Annotated in this window: 15 protein-coding genes and 1 other RNA gene; 11 read left to right on the top strand and 5 right to left on the bottom strand. The window is 55.9% G+C overall.

Annotated features, from left to right (window positions below):
- A complete protein-coding gene (locus tag AADW57_RS06840) occupies positions 1–507 on the bottom strand; it encodes a MarR family winged helix-turn-helix transcriptional regulator (RefSeq protein ID WP_341669299.1) in 507 nt (168 codons plus the stop codon).
- A gap of 305 nt (positions 508–812) precedes the next feature.
- On the opposite strand from AADW57_RS06840, the gene AADW57_RS06835 reads away from it, so the two are divergent.
- From AADW57_RS06835 to AADW57_RS06825, 3 genes are all read left to right on the top strand, one after another.
- The gene (locus AADW57_RS06835) at positions 813–1,760 is read left to right on the top strand and encodes a COG2958 family protein (protein WP_341669298.1); all 948 of its coding nucleotides are present in this window, start codon (positions 813–815) and stop codon (positions 1,758–1,760) included.
- Positions 1,761–2,609: 849 nt separating this feature from the next.
- Complete coding sequence (locus tag AADW57_RS06830; protein ID WP_341669297.1) at positions 2,610–4,808, top strand: T6SS effector phospholipase Tle3 domain-containing protein; 2,199 nt, start codon at positions 2,610–2,612, stop codon at positions 4,806–4,808.
- A 107-nt stretch (positions 4,809–4,915) separates the two neighbouring features.
- A complete protein-coding gene (locus tag AADW57_RS06825) occupies positions 4,916–6,454 on the top strand; it encodes a type VI lipase adapter Tla3 domain-containing protein (protein WP_341669296.1) in 1,539 nt (512 codons plus the stop codon).
- A 437-nt stretch (positions 6,455–6,891) separates the two neighbouring features.
- Here AADW57_RS06825 and AADW57_RS06820 read toward each other — a convergent pair whose 3' ends face one another.
- Complete coding sequence (locus tag AADW57_RS06820; RefSeq protein WP_341669295.1) at positions 6,892–7,671, bottom strand: NUDIX hydrolase; 780 nt, start codon at positions 7,669–7,671, stop codon at positions 6,892–6,894.
- Positions 7,672–7,725: 54 nt separating this feature from the next.
- On the opposite strand from AADW57_RS06820, the gene AADW57_RS06815 reads away from it, so the two are divergent.
- From AADW57_RS06815 to AADW57_RS06800, 4 genes are read left to right on the top strand one after another with little or no spacing between them, the layout of a single operon-like run.
- Complete coding sequence (locus AADW57_RS06815) at positions 7,726–8,580, top strand: cysteine hydrolase (protein ID WP_341669294.1); 855 nt, start codon at positions 7,726–7,728, stop codon at positions 8,578–8,580.
- An 18-nt stretch (positions 8,581–8,598) separates the two neighbouring features.
- On the top strand, positions 8,599–9,834 hold the full coding sequence (pncB, locus tag AADW57_RS06810; protein ID WP_341669293.1) for a nicotinate phosphoribosyltransferase: 1,236 nt from the start codon (positions 8,599–8,601) through the stop codon (positions 9,832–9,834).
- Position 9,835: 1 nt separating this feature from the next.
- Positions 9,836–10,717: an NAD(+) synthase gene (nadE, locus tag AADW57_RS06805; protein ID WP_341669292.1), complete on the top strand. Its 882-nt coding sequence runs from the start codon at positions 9,836–9,838 to the stop codon at positions 10,715–10,717.
- A 5-nt stretch (positions 10,718–10,722) separates the two neighbouring features.
- Positions 10,723–11,748 (top strand): NUDIX domain-containing protein, encoded by a 1,026-nt coding sequence (locus AADW57_RS06800; protein ID WP_341669290.1) that lies wholly within the window; start codon positions 10,723–10,725, stop codon positions 11,746–11,748.
- Positions 11,749–11,805: 57 nt separating this feature from the next.
- Here the strand turns inward: AADW57_RS06800 and ssrA are convergent.
- Positions 11,806–12,167: a transfer-messenger RNA gene (ssrA, locus tag AADW57_RS06795) on the bottom strand.
- A gap of 160 nt (positions 12,168–12,327) precedes the next feature.
- Between ssrA and sstT the strand changes: the two genes are divergently transcribed.
- The 3 genes from sstT (at position 12,328) to AADW57_RS06780 (ending at position 15,284) form a co-directional block, all read left to right on the top strand.
- The gene (gene sstT, locus AADW57_RS06790) at positions 12,328–13,554 is read left to right on the top strand and encodes a serine/threonine transporter SstT (protein ID WP_341669289.1); all 1,227 of its coding nucleotides are present in this window, start codon (positions 12,328–12,330) and stop codon (positions 13,552–13,554) included.
- A 275-nt stretch (positions 13,555–13,829) separates the two neighbouring features.
- Positions 13,830–14,339, top strand: coding sequence for a nucleoside 2-deoxyribosyltransferase (locus AADW57_RS06785; RefSeq protein WP_341669288.1), 510 nt, complete (start codon positions 13,830–13,832; stop codon positions 14,337–14,339).
- Between the two features lie 141 nt (positions 14,340–14,480).
- Positions 14,481–15,284, top strand: coding sequence for a MurR/RpiR family transcriptional regulator (locus AADW57_RS06780; protein WP_341669287.1), 804 nt, complete (start codon positions 14,481–14,483; stop codon positions 15,282–15,284).
- 98 nt (positions 15,285–15,382) lie between these two features.
- Here the strand turns inward: AADW57_RS06780 and speE are convergent, their stop codons facing one another.
- A complete protein-coding gene (gene speE, locus AADW57_RS06775) occupies positions 15,383–16,660 on the bottom strand; it encodes a polyamine aminopropyltransferase (RefSeq protein ID WP_341669286.1) in 1,278 nt (425 codons plus the stop codon).
- A gap of 170 nt (positions 16,661–16,830) precedes the next feature.
- Positions 16,831–18,855, bottom strand: coding sequence for a sensor histidine kinase (locus tag AADW57_RS06770; RefSeq protein WP_341669285.1), 2,025 nt, complete (start codon positions 18,853–18,855; stop codon positions 16,831–16,833).
- Between the two features lie 170 nt (positions 18,856–19,025).
- Between AADW57_RS06770 and AADW57_RS06765 the strand changes: the two genes are divergently transcribed.
- Positions 19,026–19,640: a helix-turn-helix domain-containing protein gene (locus AADW57_RS06765; RefSeq protein WP_341669284.1), complete on the top strand. Its 615-nt coding sequence runs from the start codon at positions 19,026–19,028 to the stop codon at positions 19,638–19,640.
- Positions 19,641–19,744: the final 104 nt, after the last annotated feature.

Genomic DNA, 19,744 nt, shown 5'->3' with positions numbered 1-19,744 from the left:
TCACTCCTTATCGTCTGCCGTCGAACGATCCGCCGCCTTGGCCAGCAAGATCGCCAACTGTTCGCGTTCCGGCCCGGACAAATGCCCGAACACCTGCCCTATCCACTGCGCATGCTCCCCCACCAAGGACAACGCCAAGCGCTTGCCCTTGGCGGTCAAATGCACCGTCAACGCACGCCTGTCCTGCGCATCCGCCCGCCGCAACACCAGCCCCTCGCGCTGCAAACCATCGAGCAAAGTCGTGATCGTCGCCCGCGTCACCCCCGCCCGCTGCGCCAGCACATGCGGAGCCACACCCTGCTGCGCCGCATCCAACAAAAACAACAGCACAAACCGCCCTTCCGTCAGACCATGCGGAGCCAGCCGCGCCGCGCACTCTCTGTCGATACCGCCCGCCAAAGACAACAACTGAAAACACAGCTGCATCCCCAGCACATCCGCCCCACCCCGCCGCCGGGCCTCACCCAGCAAAGCGTGATACTTCGTGTCCAGTTTTTCAGAGGTCATTGCTTGATATCTTATAGTTTGATATCTAATTATATTAATAAGATAGCCAAGTAAACACAATTCTTAAAACTGACAGCACTTCACTCAGTCGCAGTCTGCTTCATCACTTAGCCGTCATCGCCTATCAGGTATATTCACCCTGCGGAAGCTGAAGCAAACATGTATCGACAGCGCCAGATACATCACTTTAAGGCCTGCCTAGCCAACATTCGGCACCATTTTTCGCAATACAGTTCAAACAACACTCGGGTCCACACCATCAACATTCATCCGGCTTGAAAGCACATCAGACAGGGGAAACATTCATGGCACTCAATCTGGGCAAAACAGTTGTTAACTACCTTGCCTCACACCCAGAACAGAAGTTCTCCGCTCGACAAATCGCCGAATGGATTTTTGAGACCTACCCTGCCGAATGCCAAGAAAAACGATCCAATAGCCGGGGCGATTACCTCAATACCGATGCCGACTTGATTCAACAATTGGTTGCGGAAATCAGCTCGCAACGACCTCGCCTGCAAAAACGCAACCCACAACTAAAAACAACCGAAGGGCGGCCACGCAAGTACTACTACTCGGAAAAATCCGACATGGCCGAAGTCGCTGCTGCAGAAGGGGCAGCGATCATCCCGATGACAGAGAATGACGATGCCAGGCTTGGCGAACACGCGCTTTACCCATTACTTTCCATGTATCTGTGGGAGGAGTTTGGGGTTTACTCAAAACGCATCGACGAGAAACGCTCATCAAACAAACGCGGGCCCAACGGTAATCGTTGGCTGTACCCGGACGTGGTCGGCATGGAAGACTTAGGCGCAGAGTGGCACCAAGAAGTACGGGATTGCGTCCATCAATACTCCGACAAACGAACCAAGCTGTGGTCATTCGAGGTCAAGCTGCTGATCAATCGCTCGAACGTGCGCGAGTGTTTTTTCCAAGCCGTATCCAACTCGTCTTGGGCCAACTTCGGCTATCTGGTCGCAGCAGAAATCGAAGGCCAGGATACACTCAAGGAGTTACGGATGCTGTTCGCTGCGCACGGCATTGGCCTGATCAAGCTGGATGCGGACAGTCCGGCAGAAAGCCAAGTCTTGATTCCAGCCCGAGAAAAAGACGCGATCGATTGGGACATGGCGAATCGACTGGCTACCGAAAACAGACACTTTCTGGAATATATAAAGCTGGTCAAACAGTTCTATCAAACCGGAGAGGCCAGACGGGTCGACTGGGATATCCCCGAAACCACAGACTAAGAACACTGACCGACCTATCAACAAGCACGGCTGCCGAACTCCCTTCAGGTTCCCTCTTGCGTTTTACGGTAATCCCCTAATAAATCGGCAACCGCTAAAAACGGGGGGATTATCCATGAATCTTGTTAGAGGTTTCTTGACAGAAACACCACCGATCCAATACGCCCGACCGCCTGCAGCGTATCGCTACGGGTGGGCGGGCGTATATGCCATTTTTAAAGCGCCGCCCATCCAGGCACACACCACAGCAGACCACACAGGCCAGGCAAAAAAATCATGCCTTTAAGCAGCCATCCAAAAATAAATAATAAGGCTGTTTATTATATAGAAGAAAAAATAAAAATATCATTAATAAAAAAATACAAAACATTGATTTAATTAGTGTTTTCAATGGAAATAAATTGTGCACGTTTAAATATAAACAAAAGACTAATCAGAACCAATAACAACAATCATTCAAAATCTTACATTTACAAAAATAATATTCATTACCAATACAAAGCCACAGCACTTATACTCAAAAAGTCGCCCTACTTTCGCGTATAAAAAAATTGGCATTTCTATCGAAAACCATCCCGGCTGTCACATTACGCAACATCGATAGAAAGGTAAAACCCGTGTCTTTCTTTAAAAGCCATCGATCATTTACCCACACAGCCTTTTTTGGCCTCCTGTCGCCGTATCGCATGAATCGGCGTCGTGCCGGCTGCTCCCACAGGACGACACACTGACGGTGCGGGACGCACTTCACTGGTGCGGGACGACACCACGCCCATGGCCCGCATCGAATGCTGAAGTACCACGGAGCCAGCCAATGAATTGCAGAAGAAAATCGGGAGAAGAAACCGCATGGCAGATAACGTAATTGCGCAGGCCAGCGCCTTGACGATGGCGAACCGCCCTGGCCTGTGTCCGGTGCAGATCCCGGCAGACCTGCCGGGCATTGTCATCTTCATTCACGGGGTGAACGATAACGGGGCCAACTATGGCACGGTCGAACAGGGTCTGTGCCAGGGGCTGAACGAGCGCCTGGGGCGTACGGATATGCAGCCAGGCCTATATGGCAAGCGTTATGAACAAGCCAGACAGACCCAGACACAAGGCGATGGTATTCGGGACGACGAGGCCTTAGATGACCCGGACACCTATCTTTATCAGCGCGAGCCAGGGAAAACAGGCCCCAGCGTGGTCTTGCCGTTCTACTGGGGCTTGCGGCCGGATAACCAGGACATTGCTACTTTGGATAATCCCGGGGTCATTACCAGCCGGCACGCCGACGAACATGGCCGGCTGATGACGCGCGGCCAGTATCAGGATGTGCATGGCAATCGCCTGGACGCGAACTTTGCCAAGGGCGGTGGGTTCTTTGCCAATGCCACCAACAACATCCCGCAAATGTATGAACCGGGTTTTTTGCTTGGAGGTATCGAAAAGTTTGCTATGCACAACGCCTTGGGCGGCAAGGCCGTGTATGCCGGCACGGCCCCCGATCGACGCTATTTTGTGCTGGCTGCTACTCGCCTGGCGCATCTGATCAAGACGATTCGCCAGGCCAAGCTGGAACTGCGCTCGGGCCAAAGCCCCCACAACGAAACCATCACCATCATGGGCCACAGCCAGGGCAGCATCATTACCTTGTTGGCCCAGGCTTTGCTCAAGAGTTGGGGCGAGCGCTGCGTCGATTGCATCATCATGGTGGATACGCCCTACAGCCTGCATGCTACGGACGGCGATGGTCATCTGACGGGTCGCAGCAAACTCAAGACATTGGTGCGCATTGTCAATGCGGTTACCGCTAGTCCCCACGATGTGCCCGCCTTGGCCGATCTGATGCTGTCCTCGGGACGGTCCTGCGGGCGCTCCGGGCCGCGCTGGAGTGCGAGTCAGGGCGAACGCCTGGACAAGAGCGGCCAGGAATGGATTACCTTCAAGGAGCGTGACAACCGCGGCAAGGTCTATCTGTACTTTTGCCCCGAGGATACGGTCACCGGCATGAAAAAAATACAGGGCATCGGCACTTTTGGGGTGCCCGACACGGTGCAGAATGAAACGGACGAGCAGTTGGAGGCCATGTCGGTGCTCGAAAAAAGACGATTTTTCCAACGGATGTGGACGCGTTTGCGGCGTTGGGACTGGGATGTCAATGCGGGCCAGGATCATACCGTGCAGGTTGGTCTGACTCCGGGCCGGATTCAGGCACGTAATCGGTATCAACGTCGCACACCCGGCCCTGAAACAGACGGCACGATATGGGGCCCCTTGACTGAAAGTATCAAGGCCGCATATTTGCAGACCTCGTTCGAGCAGAACAGCGAACGCCACATCAATGCCGAGGCCTTGACGCCGCCGCACGAACCCGAGCTGCATGGGGGTGAAGTGGTGCGCGGCGGGCAGCGTCCCGGGCTTGCCGACGTGGCCGGCCAGTTGCGGCTGGACGAGGTAGGTCAGAACGTGGCGCTGGGCAATCAGTATGCCTCGTTTGAGTGGCTGTTCGTTCAGAGAGTCAGTGACTACCCTTGGGATCTGACATCGTACAAAACCGCCTTCAACGAAGGCAAAGCTCGGGACGATCAGGCGCACAACTGGCGTTTTACGCCACGGCCCACCGGCGGCATGATCGAGCGGGAGGAAACGCCTAACGAAGCACGTGTGCGCCTGGCGCAGGACCCGGATGAATTGGAGAGCAATAACTACCATTCCGCCATCTTGCGCAGCCCTGAAAATCACCGCTGGGTCACGGCGATGGATGTGGCCTTGGGGCAGGCGATCACGATGGATGATGCGGGCTGGCGGAGCTTGCTGTATTTAATGGCGGATTGGCGGGTAAAAAACATAAAGGATTTTCGTGAAAATCCATGTTTTAAGCACTTGTCGCCTGACACAAGGGCGTTAATGGAAGCCTGCGTGTTGTATTACCAAAAAGGTATTTTCCCTGCCGAAACCCTTGTGGCCGTTTCGCCACCGCCCTTGGTGGATTACGAACTGACGGCGCATGGTCAAGCCTTGCAAGCGCAAGCAGGCGTTCCTACACAGGGCGGCCAGCCATGAGGCCACGCTTACGGCTGTATGTACTTTTTTTTATCCTGGCGTGTCTGACTTGGGCCACCGGGGTATCGGTATGGACGGAATTATTCAGGCACGAGGAGCTGACGCAGATGGGAGCACAGATACGTAACGGAGCCTTGGTAATAGTGGCCATCGGCCTGCTGGGCTATGGCCTGCACGGTCTTAGTTCATCAAGCCCGTCCGCCCCAACACAGGTCGCCCCATCCGTGCCGACCGAACCCAAAAACTTTAACGGCTCTCCCACCATGTTGGCACGGACCGGTGCCGACTATGTATTGGAAGTGCGTGGGATGGGGGTGGTAACAGGAACGACCACCAATCACGAGACCTGGCGGGATATCGAAGCCAAGGCAGATAACTTCACGACGTATCTATCAGAAAACATTGATGATTATTTCAATGGTGATAGAGGTCGCTCTATCGAACTAGATTTATCGGAGCGTGCGAGCTTTAAAACAGGTGCCAAACACGCCGTCAGTCATTGGCCCGTACCGGTGCTGATCTGGGAGCCTCCCAAGCATTTGGATACGGACCGACCGGCTGTTGGCCTGGCCAGCTTGCGGCAGGGGGCCAGCCTGGGCGTGCATTTGCTGTTGTGGGAAGAGGACGCTAATACCGAAGACGGGGTGCTGATGCTGGAGCGAGTGTTTGCGTTTTTTGATGCGCATCCCGACGTGCCCGAAGCCTTGCTGGTCAGCTTGGACGGCTCTATGACGCGTTCCTTGATGCGTACCCCTGGGCATACGCGTCTGCCGCGCGAGGGTAAAGTTATCCCGCCCATGCCCGACAGCATTGCGACCTTACTGGTAGCGCGCTCGGACCGGGTGGATGCGCGTATCCGACCCTACGCATTCGAGCAGAGCGGACCGGTCAATCGCAACACCACAGATCTGGACATTACGCGCTTATGGAACTTTTTTTGGGAAAACGACAAGGACCTCGGTCCCGGCAGTTTTTATGCATACTCCAAAGCCCAAGCCGCGGCGACAGGTGCCGATATGCCGCAAGCCGCCAGCTTTATGTCCTCCGAATGGTGGCACGGTATTTTGCCCCGCTTGTGGGCGACCCTGAGCAACGACGGACCAGGCGAATTTACGCCCTCGCCCTACATCCCCGTGCGCTGGACCACCTGGCAGGTGCGCCAATTCGACCGGGCACCCTTGCTGGGCTATCTGCATCGACCCGTGACCGTATCCTTGAGTAAAGACGATGGCCAACCGCTGCCTCAGGCGGATCAGGCGGCGGCGATCAAGGCCGGCTGGGAGCAAGCGGTAGCGGCCCTGCCGTCGGAACAGGAGCCGGCGCGGGTGTTCTACGACACCACAGGCGATGCGCGTTCGGTCATTCCCCTGAATCAGGCGCTGGCCCAGATCGGCCCGCAGGCACCGGATCTGAATGACGTAAAAACAGGCTACGACATAGGCCGACGCATCGGCAATACAGGCATCAGTTCCCCCCTGGTGCAGATCGGACTGGGGCTGGTGGCCAGCTACCAGCAAGGCGGAGTCAGCGCGACGGTACACCGTCGCCCGGACGGCACCGCCACCGTCATCATGGTCAGCCCGCCCGAAGACGAAATCAAAGCCGCCTGGGCGGCCCGAACAAACAATAGCAATCCTTTTCGGTAACGAAGACCACACAAGGGAAGCTCTGGGCTCTTCGTCATAGCATGGAAATGCTCTCAAGCCGTGCGTATGGGTTCAAGAACATTGAGAATTCCCGGAGGGCTCTACCCCGATTAAACGGACGCCTCTAAAAGATCGGAAAACTGCTGGTCGATCTTGGCAATTCTGCCCCGTCATCTGGTGCAGTTTGTCAAAGTAAGCCTTGATGTCCGGAAAGCTAAAAAGAGGCACCATGCCCTCATCATTGCCGACTGTAAAGGCATTGCAACCGTAGAGCGTCACATCCCCAAGGTAGGCCCCTCACTCAGGGACAAGTTCTGATTTCGACACCCAAGCACAAGGTTTGATAGCCATGGAGTTCACTGAGACTGAGTGCTGAAATTCGTGGAGCAACATGAGCTCTTTCTAGCAGAAAAGGAAAATCCTTAAAGCCCGTCGGATTACTGAGGCTGAAATACGCCTGCTGATTCCTGCAGCTTTCGCGTCAACTTTCGGTACAGCCTGGCCGGGCGGAAGCCTTCGCTTTGCTTTTGGTCCGTCTCTTCTAAAACTCCCATTTCAAGCATACGGCGATTGAAGCCGCGGGGCTCCAGGCTTCCCCCCAGAACTTGCTCATAGACCGTTCGCAATTGAGTCAGCGAAAACAACTCCGGCATAAGGTACAAGGGGAGTGTGGAGTAGCTGGTTTTAGACTGAACGCGGGAGATGGCCTGCTGAACAATGTAACTGTGGTCAAAGGGCAGAGTCATGCTTTGCACGTCTTCAATGTTTCGCCACTCGAAATGTTCCGAGTTCTCGGGCGCAATGTGAGCCGGAACCAGAGCATAGTAGGCGATAGAGGCGGACCAGCCGCGAGGGTCCCTTGCACTACCAGTGAACGTGCCCAGCTGCTCAAGATAAGGGCTTGCAACCCCAACCTTGTCGCGCAGGACACGAGTTGCTGTTGCCATCGCATCCTCATCTTCCTGAGGGCGAATAAAACCACCGGGCAAGGACCAAGCACCAAAGTAAACTTCGGCGGGATTCTCACGCCTCAAAAGGCCGCAATGTAAGACTCCATCAATGAGCGTGAGAAGGACGACGTCAACCGTCAGAAAAGGTTTTGGGTATTCGAGAGTCATACTAGATATAGCGTATTTGCCTAAAGATGTTTGATTTGACTTTAACAAAAAACAATCAAATAAACCACTTTCCGGGAAAATCGTAATGACTTTCGGCAAATTTGCCGAAAGCTGCTATACTGAAGGCAACTCGCATCAACCAGGAGCTTTCACATGAACATCCATCTTCTCGCTATCGACCCTCAGAATGACTTCTGCGATACCCCTGAGCGCAATCTGCCCCGCGACGTCAATGGTCATGTGATTGCCCGCCCCAGTCTGTCGGTAGCCGGCGCAACTGGCGACCTCTCTCGCCTGGGTTCTTTCATTCAAGAAATGGGTTCTCGCTTGAGCAACCTCACTGTCACTCTGGATTCGCATCCGTTTGTGGCTATCGAGCGCCCGACTTTCTGGAAAAACGCTGAAGACCAGCACAATCTTGTGAGCCCCTTCACTCAAATCAGCCTGGCCGACGTGAAGTCGGGCAAGTATGTGCCGCGCTTCGAAATGGATACCGTACTGATGCAGCTGGAGCGCCTCGAAGCAAAGGGCGAAAAGCTGATGATCTGGCCTGTGCACTGCGTCACCGGCACCTGGGGCCACATGCTCAATGAAAGCGTGGCCTCTGCTGTTCACGGCTGGGAATTCTTGACTGGGCGTCCCGCTCAGATGGTTTCTAAGGGTGCCTGCCCTTGGACCGAGCACTACGGCATTTTTGTGGCGGAAACTCCCCTGCCCGAATGGGACAACACCCAATTCAACTTCACCCTGGCAAACCACATCTCCGCAGCTGACAAGCTGGTCGTGGCGGGCGAAGCGGCAAGTCACTGTGTTCGAGCAAGTGTCATGCAGCTGGTGGAAGCGGCGGATGATGGCCTAATTGATTTTGACCCTGCCAAGGTCGTTTTGCTGACTGATTGCATGAGCCCTGTGGCTGGTTTTGAGCAACAGGTTTCCGATTTCTTCGAATACATGCAGTCTCGCGGCGCAAGCTGCATGGGCTGGGCCGATGCGGTTGAATCTCTGTAATTGAACTGAAAGAACACCATGACTATTCCTTTCGCACCTGTCATCAAGTCCCTGCTGGAAACAGACCTGTACAAGTTTTCGATGCTGCAAGCGATGCTGCACGCTTTTCCTTCGAACACGGCGGAATACCGCTTTGTGTGTCGCAACAAGCCCGTGTTCCCCTTGGCAGCCCTGGCTGATGAATTGAACATGCAGCTGGACTACCTGTGCAACCTGCGCTTCTCGGCAAGCGAGCTGAACTACTTGTCTGGCCGCAGCTACTTTAAGGATGACTTCATCCAGTTCCTGCGCATCTTCCAGCTGAACCGTGACTTCATCAAAGTCTCCCGCAACAGCGACAACCTGGAAATCGTGGCCAAGGGCCCTCAGATTCACGTCATGCTGTTCGAAATCTATGTGCTGGCCATCGTGAATGAGCTGTACTTCCGACGCCTGATGCACAACAAAGACAACTCCACCCTGGTGCTGGAAGAAGGACGAAGACGCCTGCGTGAAAAAGTCAGCTACGTCCGTGAGCAGATGGCTATCCCTTTTGAAGATGTGGGCACCATGCATCCGTTCGAATTCTTTGACTTCGGCCTGCGCCGCCGCTTTACAAGGGATTGGCACGATGAAGTGGTGGGTACGCTGAAAAGCGAGCTGCCCTGCTATTTCCGCGGCACCTCGAACGTGTTCCTGGCCATGAAGTACGACTTGACGCCTATTGGAACAATGGCGCACGAATACCTGCAGACCTTCCAAGCAGTGGGCGGCCAACTGCGTAACTCGCAAAAGGCTGCGCTGGAAACCTGGGTTCAAGAGTACCGCGGCGACCTGGGCACGGCCCTGACTGACGTCATCGGCATGGATGCGTTCCTCAACAATTTCGACCTGTATTTCGCAAAGCTGTTCGACGGCCTGCGTCATGACAGTGGTGACCCTGTGGTTTGGGGTGAAAAGGCTCTGGCGCACTATGCCAAACTGCGTATCGACGCGAACACAAAGCGCTTGACGTTTTCCGACGGCTTGCGCCTGCCCCTGGCGATTACGCTATACCGCCACTTCGGCAATCGAGTCCAGTTGGGCTTCGGCATCGGCACCAATCTGACCAATGATGTGGGCTATACGCCATTGAATATCGTCATGAAGCTGGTGAGCTGCAATGACCAACCTGTGGCTAAGCTTTCAGATTCGCCCGGCAAGACTTTGTGCGAAGATGAAGTTTTTCTGAGCTACCTGCGCAAGGTCTTCAACCACCCTGAAATCAAGGCTTAACATGAGCAAGCTGACGCAACATCAAAACGCCAAGCTGACCTACTTCAAGAAGCTCATCGTGAACGGCCTGCAATACTTTGCGAAAGAAAACGACTTCAAGAAAGTCCTGGTGGGCTGTTCCGGCGGCATCGACAGCGCTCTGACCATCGCCTTGGCGGCGGAAGCCCTGGGGCCTGAAAATGTGACGGCCATCACCATGCCCTCCGAGTTTTCGAGCGACGGCAGCGTTACCGACTCTCAAGCTCTATGCAAGAACCTGGGCGTAGAACTGCTGACTTGCCCTATTCGCTTCTCAGTGGACACGGTTCGAAACGCGATGGGCGACTATCTGCAACAGCCGGTCACCGGTGTGGCGCTGGAAAACTTGCAAGCCCGTATGCGTGGATTGATGTTGATGACGTACTCCAACATGAACGGCCACCTGCTACTGACCACTGGAAATAAGTCCGAGGTCATGGTGGGCTACTGCACCCTGTATGGCGACACGAATGGTGGCTTGAATCTGATTGGCGACCTGTTCAAGACGGATGTGTTCGATATGAGCACTTTGGTCAATGACAAAGCCGGCAAGGAATTGATTCCACAATCCATCATCGACAAGCCGCCGTCGGCTGAGCTGGCCCCAGGCCAGCGCGACGAAGACTCGCTGCCCCCCTACCCCATCCTGGATAGCATCCTGCGAATTGCTCACTGCCAGCGAGACCCTCAGGCTCGTGGAGACCTCAATGCGGCCTCCGCGATTCTGGCCGGCTTGGCCCCTAACGTGCTGAGCAGCTACAAGGAACAAGTTGCGACGCTGGTTCGTCGTAGCGCGTTCAAGCGCCTGCAAATGGCTCCTGCTGTCGCACTACCTTCTCGTGATGCTCAACTATTTACGAAGTAATCTGTATGAAGAAACTTGCTGTTGTTATTGGCCGTTGGCAACTCCCTCACCTGGCGCACCTGGGCCTGATTCAAAAAGCCTTTGAATCGGCGGAATCTGTGCTGGTGGTTATCGGCTCGGCTTTTCGCTCACGTACGCCGAAGAACCCCTTCACTGCAGCAGAACGTGAAGCCATGCTCAAGACCATGCTGACCGATGAGCAACTGGCGCGTGTGAAGTTTCTACCGGTGCGCGACTACGGAAACGACCGTCGTTGGATGAAAGCTATCGAACAAGGTCTGGCAGCGGCCTACCCGGACTTGAATGCGCGCCAAGATGTCGCTCTGGTGGGTCACCACAAAGATAACTCCAGCTACTACCTGGATAAGTTCAGCTGGAAGTTCGTTGAAGCCCCGTCGACCATGGCCGTGGATGCAACCGCTATGCGTGACGTCTTCTTCAGTGGTGGCGACTTCGTGTCGGTACTGGCCCCATTCGTGGCACCTTCCGTCATCAACTACCTGCTGGCCTGGCAGCACCTGCCCGCGTACCTGGAATGCTTGTCCGAACATAACGCCGTGACTGCGTATCGCAAAAAATACACGGCCCCCTGTTACCTAACCGCCGATGCGGTCGTTGAGTCCCAAGGTCACGTTCTACTAATCAAGCGCGGCGGTGTTATCGGCCATGGCCAGTGGGCTCTGCCGGGCGGGTTTGTGGACGCCGGCGAAACCTTCTACAACGCGGCCCTGCGCGAGCTCAGCGAAGAAACATGCTACCGCCCGCTGCGTGACACCATGGATGCGGCCAAGAAAGGCAGCCACGTTTTTGACCATCCAAGTCGCAGCCCACGTGGCCGCCTGGTCACTACGGCATATCACTTCCAACTGGGCGCAAGCAAAATGCCGGAAGTGCGTGGCGCGGATGACGCCAAAGAAGCTCGCTGGTGGCCCATTGACCGCCTGCATGAAATCGAAGACCAGCTCTTTGAAGACCACGCCCTGATTTTGGACCACTTCCTGAAGTTCATTCCTACTGAATCCGCGGCATAAGGTAGAGACAAACAAAAAAGCCAAGGATCGTAAGATCCTTGGCTTTTAAGAAAAACTTGGTGGAGTCGGGGGGAATTGAACCCCCGTCCGCAAGTCGTCCGCAGGCAGTTCTACATGTGTAGTCGATTAATTTTAAGTTTTAACCTTGGACTGTGCCGATCGACAGGCCTTTCCTTGGCGAGCCACTAGGTTTTAGAACCGGCCTACGTGGCCCAGGCCGATTCGATTCTTTGTGAATGTCGCTGCTGTAGGTTGCCCTACCTAACCCAAAGACAAATTAGTGCAGCGGCCCAGCCTTAAGCGGCTAGAGCGAAACGCTCGTCGTTGGCGTTTGTGGTTTTCCAGTGGATTTACGAGCGAACTGGTGCTCGACACGCCCTGCTCTGTTTCATGACCCACGTCGAAGCCATGTCGACCCCAGTGGATAAAGCAGCGTACCATACGCGCCGTTAAATGTACATACTAAAGTGTTAGAATACGTGTTTTTTCCGACCTGGCAGGGCTCGTGTTTGCAGCCCCTACTGTTGCGCCCCGTTCAGGTTTTCTGCCTTACCCCACTTTGTTTGGAGTCGCCTTCTCATGGCTCACACCGCAGCACAAGCCCGGGGCCCATTTGGGTTCATTCTGCACGGCAGCCTGGTCACGCAAATCGTGATTGGTCTGATTGCCGGCATTTTTCTTGGACACTTCGCCCCCGATGCTGCCCAGTCCATTTCCTTGCTGGGACAGCTTTTTGTCTCGGCCCTGAAGTCGGTGGCACCTGTCCTGGTCTTTGTGCTGGTGATGTCCTCCATCGCCAACCAGAAGGTTCAATCCAGCAGCCGCATGGCTCCCATTTTGCTGCTGTATGTGCTGGGCACGTTCCTGGCGGCGCTGATCGCCGTGATCGCCAGCTTTGCTTTTCCGGTCACGCTCAAGCTGGACCTGGCCAATTCCACGCTCAATCCCCCTGGCGATATTGTCGAGGTCTTGCTGGGCTTGCTGGCCAGCATCGTGGTCAACCCTGTACATGCACTGCTCAATGCCAACTATATGGGCATTTTGGCCTGGGCGATTGCCCTGGGCATGGCGCTCAAGCACGGCACGCAAGGCACGCGCGACTTCCTGACCGACATGGCCGGGGCGGTGTCCTCGCTGGTGCGCATTGTGATCCGCTTTGCTCCCCTGGGCATCTTTGGCCTGGTAGCGGTGACCATCGCCGAGTCCGGCTTCGAAGCCCTGCGCCAATACGCCTTGCTGCTTCTGGTGCTGGTGGGCTGCATGCTGCTGGTGGCACTGGTCGTCAACCCGCTGATTGTTTTTTTCAAACTGCGCCGCAATCCCTACCCCCTGGTCTTTACCTGCCTGCGCGAAAGCGGCATCACGGCATTTTTCACCCGCAGTTCAGCCGCCAATATCCCGGTTAATATGGCTTTGTGCGAACGCCTGGGCCTGAACAAGGATACCTATTCGGTGTCTATCCCGCTGGGAGCCACCATCAATATGGCGGGCGCGGCCGTTACCATTACCGTGCTGACGCTGGCGGCCGTGCATACGCTGGACATCACCCCGGATCTGCCGACGGCCCTGCTGCTCAGTCTGGTGGCGACGGTGGCCGCTTGCGGCGCATCCGGGGTGGCCGGCGGCTCGCTGCTGCTGATCCCTCTGGCATGCAGTATGTTCGGTATTTCCAACGATGTCGCCATGCAAGTAGTCGGCGTGGGCTTTGTGATCGGTGTGGTCCAGGATTCCGTGGAAACCGCCCTGAACTCCTCGACCGATGTGCTGTTTACGGCAGCGGCCACGCTAGAGCCCGGCCAGGCATAAGGCAGCACGCCATGGCCTACAGCCAGCCCTGCGGGGCTGGCTTTTTTATTTCATCAGAAATACACCACAGCCTTGCGTATGGATGCAGCCCCGCTCTAAGCTGTACGTGCAATGCAGCGCACCAAGTAGCGACATGCTCCGGTATATAGCTGGCCATCCTGCACATAAAGACGCTGAGCCCGCACCGCTGGACAACAGACTGCCTGATGTACCCGCCGGCTATGCCGCGGCGGCCAGCCCCGTTGCCCCGACACGCCCTGTTAAGGAGACTGCCCATGAAACGCATTTATCTGGCCGGCCCGGATGTTTTTTTTAGCGATGCACAAGAAAGGGCCACCCTGCACAAGCAAATGGTGCGCGAATTCGGATTCGAGCCCCTGCACCCCGTAGACCAGGATGAGAACGATCCGGCATCCATCTATCAGCACAATATCCACCTGCTCAATACAGCCGATGCCGTGCTGGCCAATATCAGTCCTTTTCGGGGCCCGGAAGTAGACACCGGCACGGCGTTTGAAATCGGCTATGCCATTGCACGAGGCCTGCCGGTACTGACCTACCGCCAAAACCCGGATACGGTGCTGGATACCGTGCGCGAACACTACGGCCCTCTCGTTCTGGACTCGGCTAGCCAGGTTTGGCGCGACCGCGACGGCGCGCTGGTCGAAGATTTCGGCTTACCCAGCAATCTGATGGTGGCGATCAGCACTCAATTCGTCCAGGGCTCGCTGGTACACGCCTTGAACGAGCTACGCCGCCACTTTGAGGTACTGGACCCGCGCTAAGGCAGACACTGTCCGCACAGACAAGCGCCGTGCTGCGGCAGTGACTGGCCAGCCTGATTGTGTGTCGAGACGCCGTGCCACGACAGCCTGGCCAAGATCCGCCTACAATGCCGCCACTCTAATAATAAAGATTGTTGAACTATGCCCCACTCCACCGCCCAGTCCTTTATCGAACGCACTCGCGCCATGCTTGGCAAGCTGCCCGCTTCTGAACGCCGCCTGGCCGAATTTGCCCTGGACTTTCCCGGCGACCTGGCTGGGTATACGGCATCGGAGCTGGCCGGCCTGGCGCAGGTCTCCAACGCTACCGTCACGCGCTTTATTCACAGGCTTGGCTACCCCAACTACGAAGCGGCCCGGCGCCAGGTACGATCCGAACAGCAAGCCCAGACTCCACTACGCCAGGATAAGGCCCCGCTGACCAGTACTGGACGCTCTCTGAGCGTCCACTTGCAGCAGTGTCACGACAATCTGGCCGGCACTTATCGGCGCATTCCCGACAGCCTGCTTGACGACATCGCCCAGACCTTATTAGATGCCCGCAAGGTATGGGTACTTGGCTGGCGCAGTGGCTATGCGCTAGCCAGTTATTTCCGCTGGCAGCTTTTACCGCTTAGAGCCGATGTAGACCTGATTCCCGGCCCTGGCGAAACCTGGGATCAGTACCAGGGCAGCATACGCAAGAACGATGCTATCGTCGCCTTCAACCTGGGGCGTCCAGCCGCGGAGACGCTGGAGCAACTCGAACACCTTGCCATGGCCTGCCCCAATCTATTGCAAATCGACGACCAGCCCGCCCCCGAAAAAGAAACCTTCCGCTGGCACTTGCGCTGTGATATCCATTCCCCAGGCGATCTGGACAATCCGATTGCCGTCATGGGGCTGATGCATCTTGTGCTGAGTCTGATCAAGGACAAGACGGCTTCACAAACACACAAAAAGTGAACAGACGCCGGCACGGCGCGGTGCCGCTTAACAATAAGGCCTCCCAGGCATAAAACCTGAGAGGCCTTGTGTCTTGCACACTGCGCGTACCCTGCCGATCAGCAGAGCGCTTCCAGACAGCTTTGCTGTGCAGGCAGCAAACGACGATAGAAGGTTGGCAAGGCAAATAAAGCACCATGCAGCGCAGCGTTATAAAACTGCAGGGACTCTTGCTGATCGGCGCTGAAGCGCTGTTCCAGACGCTGCTGGATATCCTGTGCCGACAGTGCCGTCGGGTCCAATTCGTCGGAAGCGACGACCATGCCCCAGTATGAGCCATAAAGCGGGATATGCAGGCCATAGCCGTGGACCTGCTCAAACACCTGCGCCAACTCTGCACCCAAGGCCTGGACCTGTTGCGCTTCGTGAAACGGCGACCCCAGATGCAATACCAAGGCACCGCCTGGTGCCAACACCCGCTGGCAGGACTGGAAAAAGTCGGTGGTGTACAAAGGACCGGCGGGTGTTTCCGGATCAGTCAGATCCAGGTAGATCAGGTCGAAACGGTCGGCGGTTCGGGCCAGAAAATCAGCACCATCGCCCACGCGGATATCGGCACGCGGATCGTCGAACGCCCCTTTGTGGATAGACTGCAAATGCTCGCGTGCCACCTCGATCACTTCGGCATCCAGATCCACCAAGGTGACATGGTCCACGCAATTGTGCTTGAGCAGCTCTTCGAGCGCGCCGCCGTCACCGCCCCCCACGATCAGCGCGCGGCGTGGCGCAGGGTGCGCCATGGCGGCCGGATGGATCAAGCCTTCGTGGTAGAAGAACTCATCGACCTCGGAGGTCATCAGACAACCATCCAGGCGCAAGGTCGTGCCCAGGCTCTCCGAACTCAACAGTTCCAAGCGCTGAAACGCTGTCTGACGTTCCAGCAGTCGCTCGGTAAAACGAAAACCGTACAAGGCCTGATCGTTCAGGTTTTCGGTGATGAGTTCGCCATTGGTCGCCGGGCCATCGGCATCGCCCCGCCAGATGCGATTGCGCTGCGACTGCCCAGGCTTGAAAACAGCTTCCAGGCCATCGATCAGGCTCTGGGCCTTGCCGGAATTGTCCTGCATGAAATTACATACATAGACATCCAGCGTAACGCCATTTCTTTCCGGCCAGGTATGGATGGCCAGATGTGATTCGGCCAGCAACAGCATGCCGGTAACGCCACCTGGCTGGCCTTCAAATTCGGGAAATGCCTGCCATTCTTCGCCGACAATGGTCAGCCCTGCATCCAGGGTTTGCTGGCGGCAAAAATCGGCCAGCGCATCGGCGTCGGTCAGCAACTGCGAGGGGCAGGCGCATTGGTAAAGATCTGCGGTCAGGTGCAGGCCTTGCATGATTGGGTGCTCCTTGAAAAGGATTCTGCAGCACCCGCAACAGGTAAGCCGCAAAAAAAGCCCGAAGCGGGATAAGACGTAGGCAACACGCCATTCGCTTCAAATATAAACAGGGGATTGTACCTTATATCTTTTTACAATATAAGAAGATACGCAGAATTAAAAGCAAATTAACTGAGATAAGGCGCGGAAGACAGCAAAGCCAATTCCATGACCAGACGCGTGCCATGCCGGGTGTCGGGATGAAAGTAAACCCGACCACCATGATTGGTGATGATGGACTTCAAAATTGCCAATCCCAAACCCGTTCCCTGCACCTGTTGGCCCGGTACGCGAAAAAACTTATCAAACACCCGCCCATGGTAGCCGGGCTCGATACCCGGCCCCTGATCGATCACTTCCACACAGGCCCAACCAGCACTCAGACGCCACAAGCGCAGCACTACCTCGGTGTCCTGCGCCGAATATTTCAAGGCGTTTTCCAAAGCATTGCGTACAGCCACCAACAATTGCATGGCATCCACATTGGCATGCAAGGCCGACGAGGGCAATTCCAAGCGAATGCGATGCCTGGTTTCGTAAAATGCCCGCAAACTCAAACGCAGCAAAGCACGCAAATCCACTTGCCGCCAATCTTGCCGCCAGTCGCCAGCATGCTCGACCCGATTCAGACGCGCCAGACTCTCGAGCAAGGCTGTCATGTCCCGCACCTTCTCGCGCACCTGGGTATAGACCATCGGCTGCCGATCTGGTGCCACCAAGCCCAGCTCCAACAACTCGACATAGCCCGAAACGGCGGCCAATGGCGCGCGCAACTCGTGAGCCGCCAAAGACAGGAACTCGGAGCGCATCCGATCCAACTCGACTTGCAGGGTGACATCACGGACCACCACTAAAGTCGCATCGTCCGGCTCCAAAGCCGCATGCGCCCGCAGTTCCAGAACCCGGGCCGGATGGCTGACCGCCTGCACCTGCATGCAGCGGAATTCCCGCTGAGCACGCCGGATGACCGCATTCAAGCCACGCAACACAGACTCCAGACCAGCACTATCGCCGCCGCTCACCCGCTCCTGGCCCGGCAGCAGCAAGCGGATAAAATCCAGCAAACAATGAGGCCGGGATTTATCGTCCCCACAGTCAAGCAAACGCTGCATGGCCAGATTGATGCCCTCCACCTGAGCTTGGGCATCGAACATGATCACGGCATCGGGCAAAGTCTCGAACATACGCTCAAACACGCGTGAAGCGCGCCGCCCTCGCGCCCGCCCGCTGTCCAGCAAGCGCCGCCCAGTTCCATGCTGACGTCTCCAGTCCCACCGCAACAATACCGCCGACAGCAGCAACAAAACGCCTACCGCCCCCCAGCGTTTCCAACATACCAATGCCCACGGATGCAAAGTTCCGCTTTCGGTGACCAACAGCAACGGCCAAGGCTCCATGCGGGCAACGCTCAACACATGCCGCTTGTTCTCGGTAAAATACGTAAACGCATTTGCCGTGCCGCCTTGCGCAGCCAAACGTCGCATCGCTCGTTGCACATCCTGCTCTTGCCACCGTGGCGGCATGCTGGGATACGCCCCCAGAACCCAGTAACTATTAGCGTCCATCAGAAGCAACAACCAGGGTTCATCCCCCACGACCAGACGCACCATCTGGTGAAAATAAGCCAGATTGATGCGATACTTGACCATACCCGCTTGCGTCAGCTCACCAGGGGGGCTTTTACTGATCAAGGTTAGCGATGATTCGGGCGCTGCTACATAACGCGCATGGTTCGCCCCTTTCAGATCAGCCGGTGGCAGTTTCACATTGATCTGACCGGCTGACATAAGCAATTGTTTATTCTGATCATAAATGGCGATCCCGGAAATAAGGCTGGACAATTTTGCTTCTTCCAGAACGGAGTCAAGCCAGCTATGATCATGACCTCGGATGCTGGCTTGCCTGACCAGCCGCCAGACCAGGCGATCCGCTTCAGCCAGTATCTGCTTCGTGTGCATGGCCAGGGTTTCGGACACGGCTTGTTGGGAACGTACGCCCGCCGTCTGCTCCAGCCCCTCATCCCATGCGACCCAGGACAGCAGTACCGCCCAGCTTAAAACAAGGGCAACAATGACTCTCCAACGGTCTTGCAACTTCTTGAGCTTTGCCGCAACGGCGTACGAAAACTTGAAACTTCGGGTTCTAGGAAACATGCTTATATGGCTTTCCGACCGCCCAGCACACTGAATCGACCGTTTATCGTTACCATCATTGTCAATAAAGCAGCAAATGATACCGTCTACAAACTATGCGACCGTATGCAAACAGAAGCGCGGTACGGCATGACTCATCCGTCTCTTGCGACTCCCTCTCTCTCGACGCCATGAGCACTGCTTTCTACTCCACTCGGCAAGCCGCTGATTTACTAGGCGTTTCAGTGCGTACCGTGCAATTATGGGTAGAAGCAGGTACCCTGAAAGCGTGGAAAACACAGGGCGGTCACCGCCGCATAGACCATCAGTCCGTGCAGGCAATGTTGCAACAACGCCAAAAAAACATTGCCGCGCCCCCTGACCTGTCCTCACCGTCCCGCCCCCAGACTGAAGAGCCCAACCTGCGTGTGCTGGTGGTCGAAGACGACAAGGATCTGTTGGCGATTTACCGCCTGGCCATGGAAAATCTGCCTTTTCCCATTGACCTGCGTTGCGAACAAGATGGTCTCAAGGGGCTCATCACAGCCGGTCATTTTCATCCTGATGTTTTGCTTGTTGATCTGAACCTGCCCGAACTGGACGGTTTTGCCATGCTCAAGGCGCTGGCCAACTCTCCGGCAACCGAACACACCCGTATTTACGTCATCTCGGCACTGAGCGCCGCCGACATTCATTCGCGCGGCGGCCTGCCGCCCAGCGCCACTGCGCTTGCCAAGCCCATCCCCATCGCGCTTTTGCTGCAACTGCTCAGCGAAGCCTTTCAGGCCCATTACCTGACCACCTGACCTCCTTTTTGACGCGCCCGTCCTCCGTACATTACGGGGCGCGTTTTTGCGTTTTTTGCGTGTTTTATTATCATTTTTTTAATTTTTAACACAAAAATAAATCA

This window comes from Alcaligenes sp. SDU_A2, from assembly GCF_038237375.1.
In the GTDB taxonomy this organism is placed as follows: Bacteria; Pseudomonadota; Gammaproteobacteria; order Burkholderiales; family Burkholderiaceae_B; genus Alcaligenes.
The sequence above is the reverse complement of the archived record's forward strand: the minus strand, read 5'-3'. Positions and strand labels throughout refer to the sequence as shown.

What these genes read in the sequence shown, in the direction of transcription:
- nadE (WP_341669292.1), top strand. Translation starts at nt 9,836, where the DNA reads ATGAGCAAGCTGACGCAACATCAAAACGCCAAGCTGACCTACTTCAAG.
- AADW57_RS06765 (WP_341669284.1), top strand. Translation starts at nt 19,026, where the DNA reads ATGAGCACTGCTTTCTACTCCACTCGGCAAGCCGCTGATTTACTAGGC.
- AADW57_RS06785 (WP_341669288.1), top strand. Translation starts at nt 13,830, where the DNA reads ATGAAACGCATTTATCTGGCCGGCCCGGATGTTTTTTTTAGCGATGCA.
- AADW57_RS06840 (WP_341669299.1), bottom strand. Translation starts at nt 507, where the DNA reads ATGACCTCTGAAAAACTGGACACGAAGTATCACGCTTTGCTGGGTGAG.
- AADW57_RS06830 (WP_341669297.1), top strand. Translation starts at nt 2,610, where the DNA reads ATGGCAGATAACGTAATTGCGCAGGCCAGCGCCTTGACGATGGCGAAC.
- AADW57_RS06770 (WP_341669285.1), bottom strand. Translation starts at nt 18,855, where the DNA reads ATGTTTCCTAGAACCCGAAGTTTCAAGTTTTCGTACGCCGTTGCGGCA.
- AADW57_RS06825 (WP_341669296.1), top strand. Translation starts at nt 4,916, where the DNA reads ATGGGAGCACAGATACGTAACGGAGCCTTGGTAATAGTGGCCATCGGC.
- AADW57_RS06800 (WP_341669290.1), top strand. Translation starts at nt 10,723, where the DNA reads ATGAAGAAACTTGCTGTTGTTATTGGCCGTTGGCAACTCCCTCACCTG.
- speE (WP_341669286.1), bottom strand. Translation starts at nt 16,660, where the DNA reads ATGCAAGGCCTGCACCTGACCGCAGATCTTTACCAATGCGCCTGCCCC.
- AADW57_RS06835 (WP_341669298.1), top strand. Translation starts at nt 813, where the DNA reads ATGGCACTCAATCTGGGCAAAACAGTTGTTAACTACCTTGCCTCACAC.
- AADW57_RS06780 (WP_341669287.1), top strand. Translation starts at nt 14,481, where the DNA reads ATGCCCCACTCCACCGCCCAGTCCTTTATCGAACGCACTCGCGCCATG.
- AADW57_RS06815 (WP_341669294.1), top strand. Translation starts at nt 7,726, where the DNA reads ATGAACATCCATCTTCTCGCTATCGACCCTCAGAATGACTTCTGCGAT.
- sstT (WP_341669289.1), top strand. Translation starts at nt 12,328, where the DNA reads ATGGCTCACACCGCAGCACAAGCCCGGGGCCCATTTGGGTTCATTCTG.
- pncB (WP_341669293.1), top strand. Translation starts at nt 8,599, where the DNA reads ATGACTATTCCTTTCGCACCTGTCATCAAGTCCCTGCTGGAAACAGAC.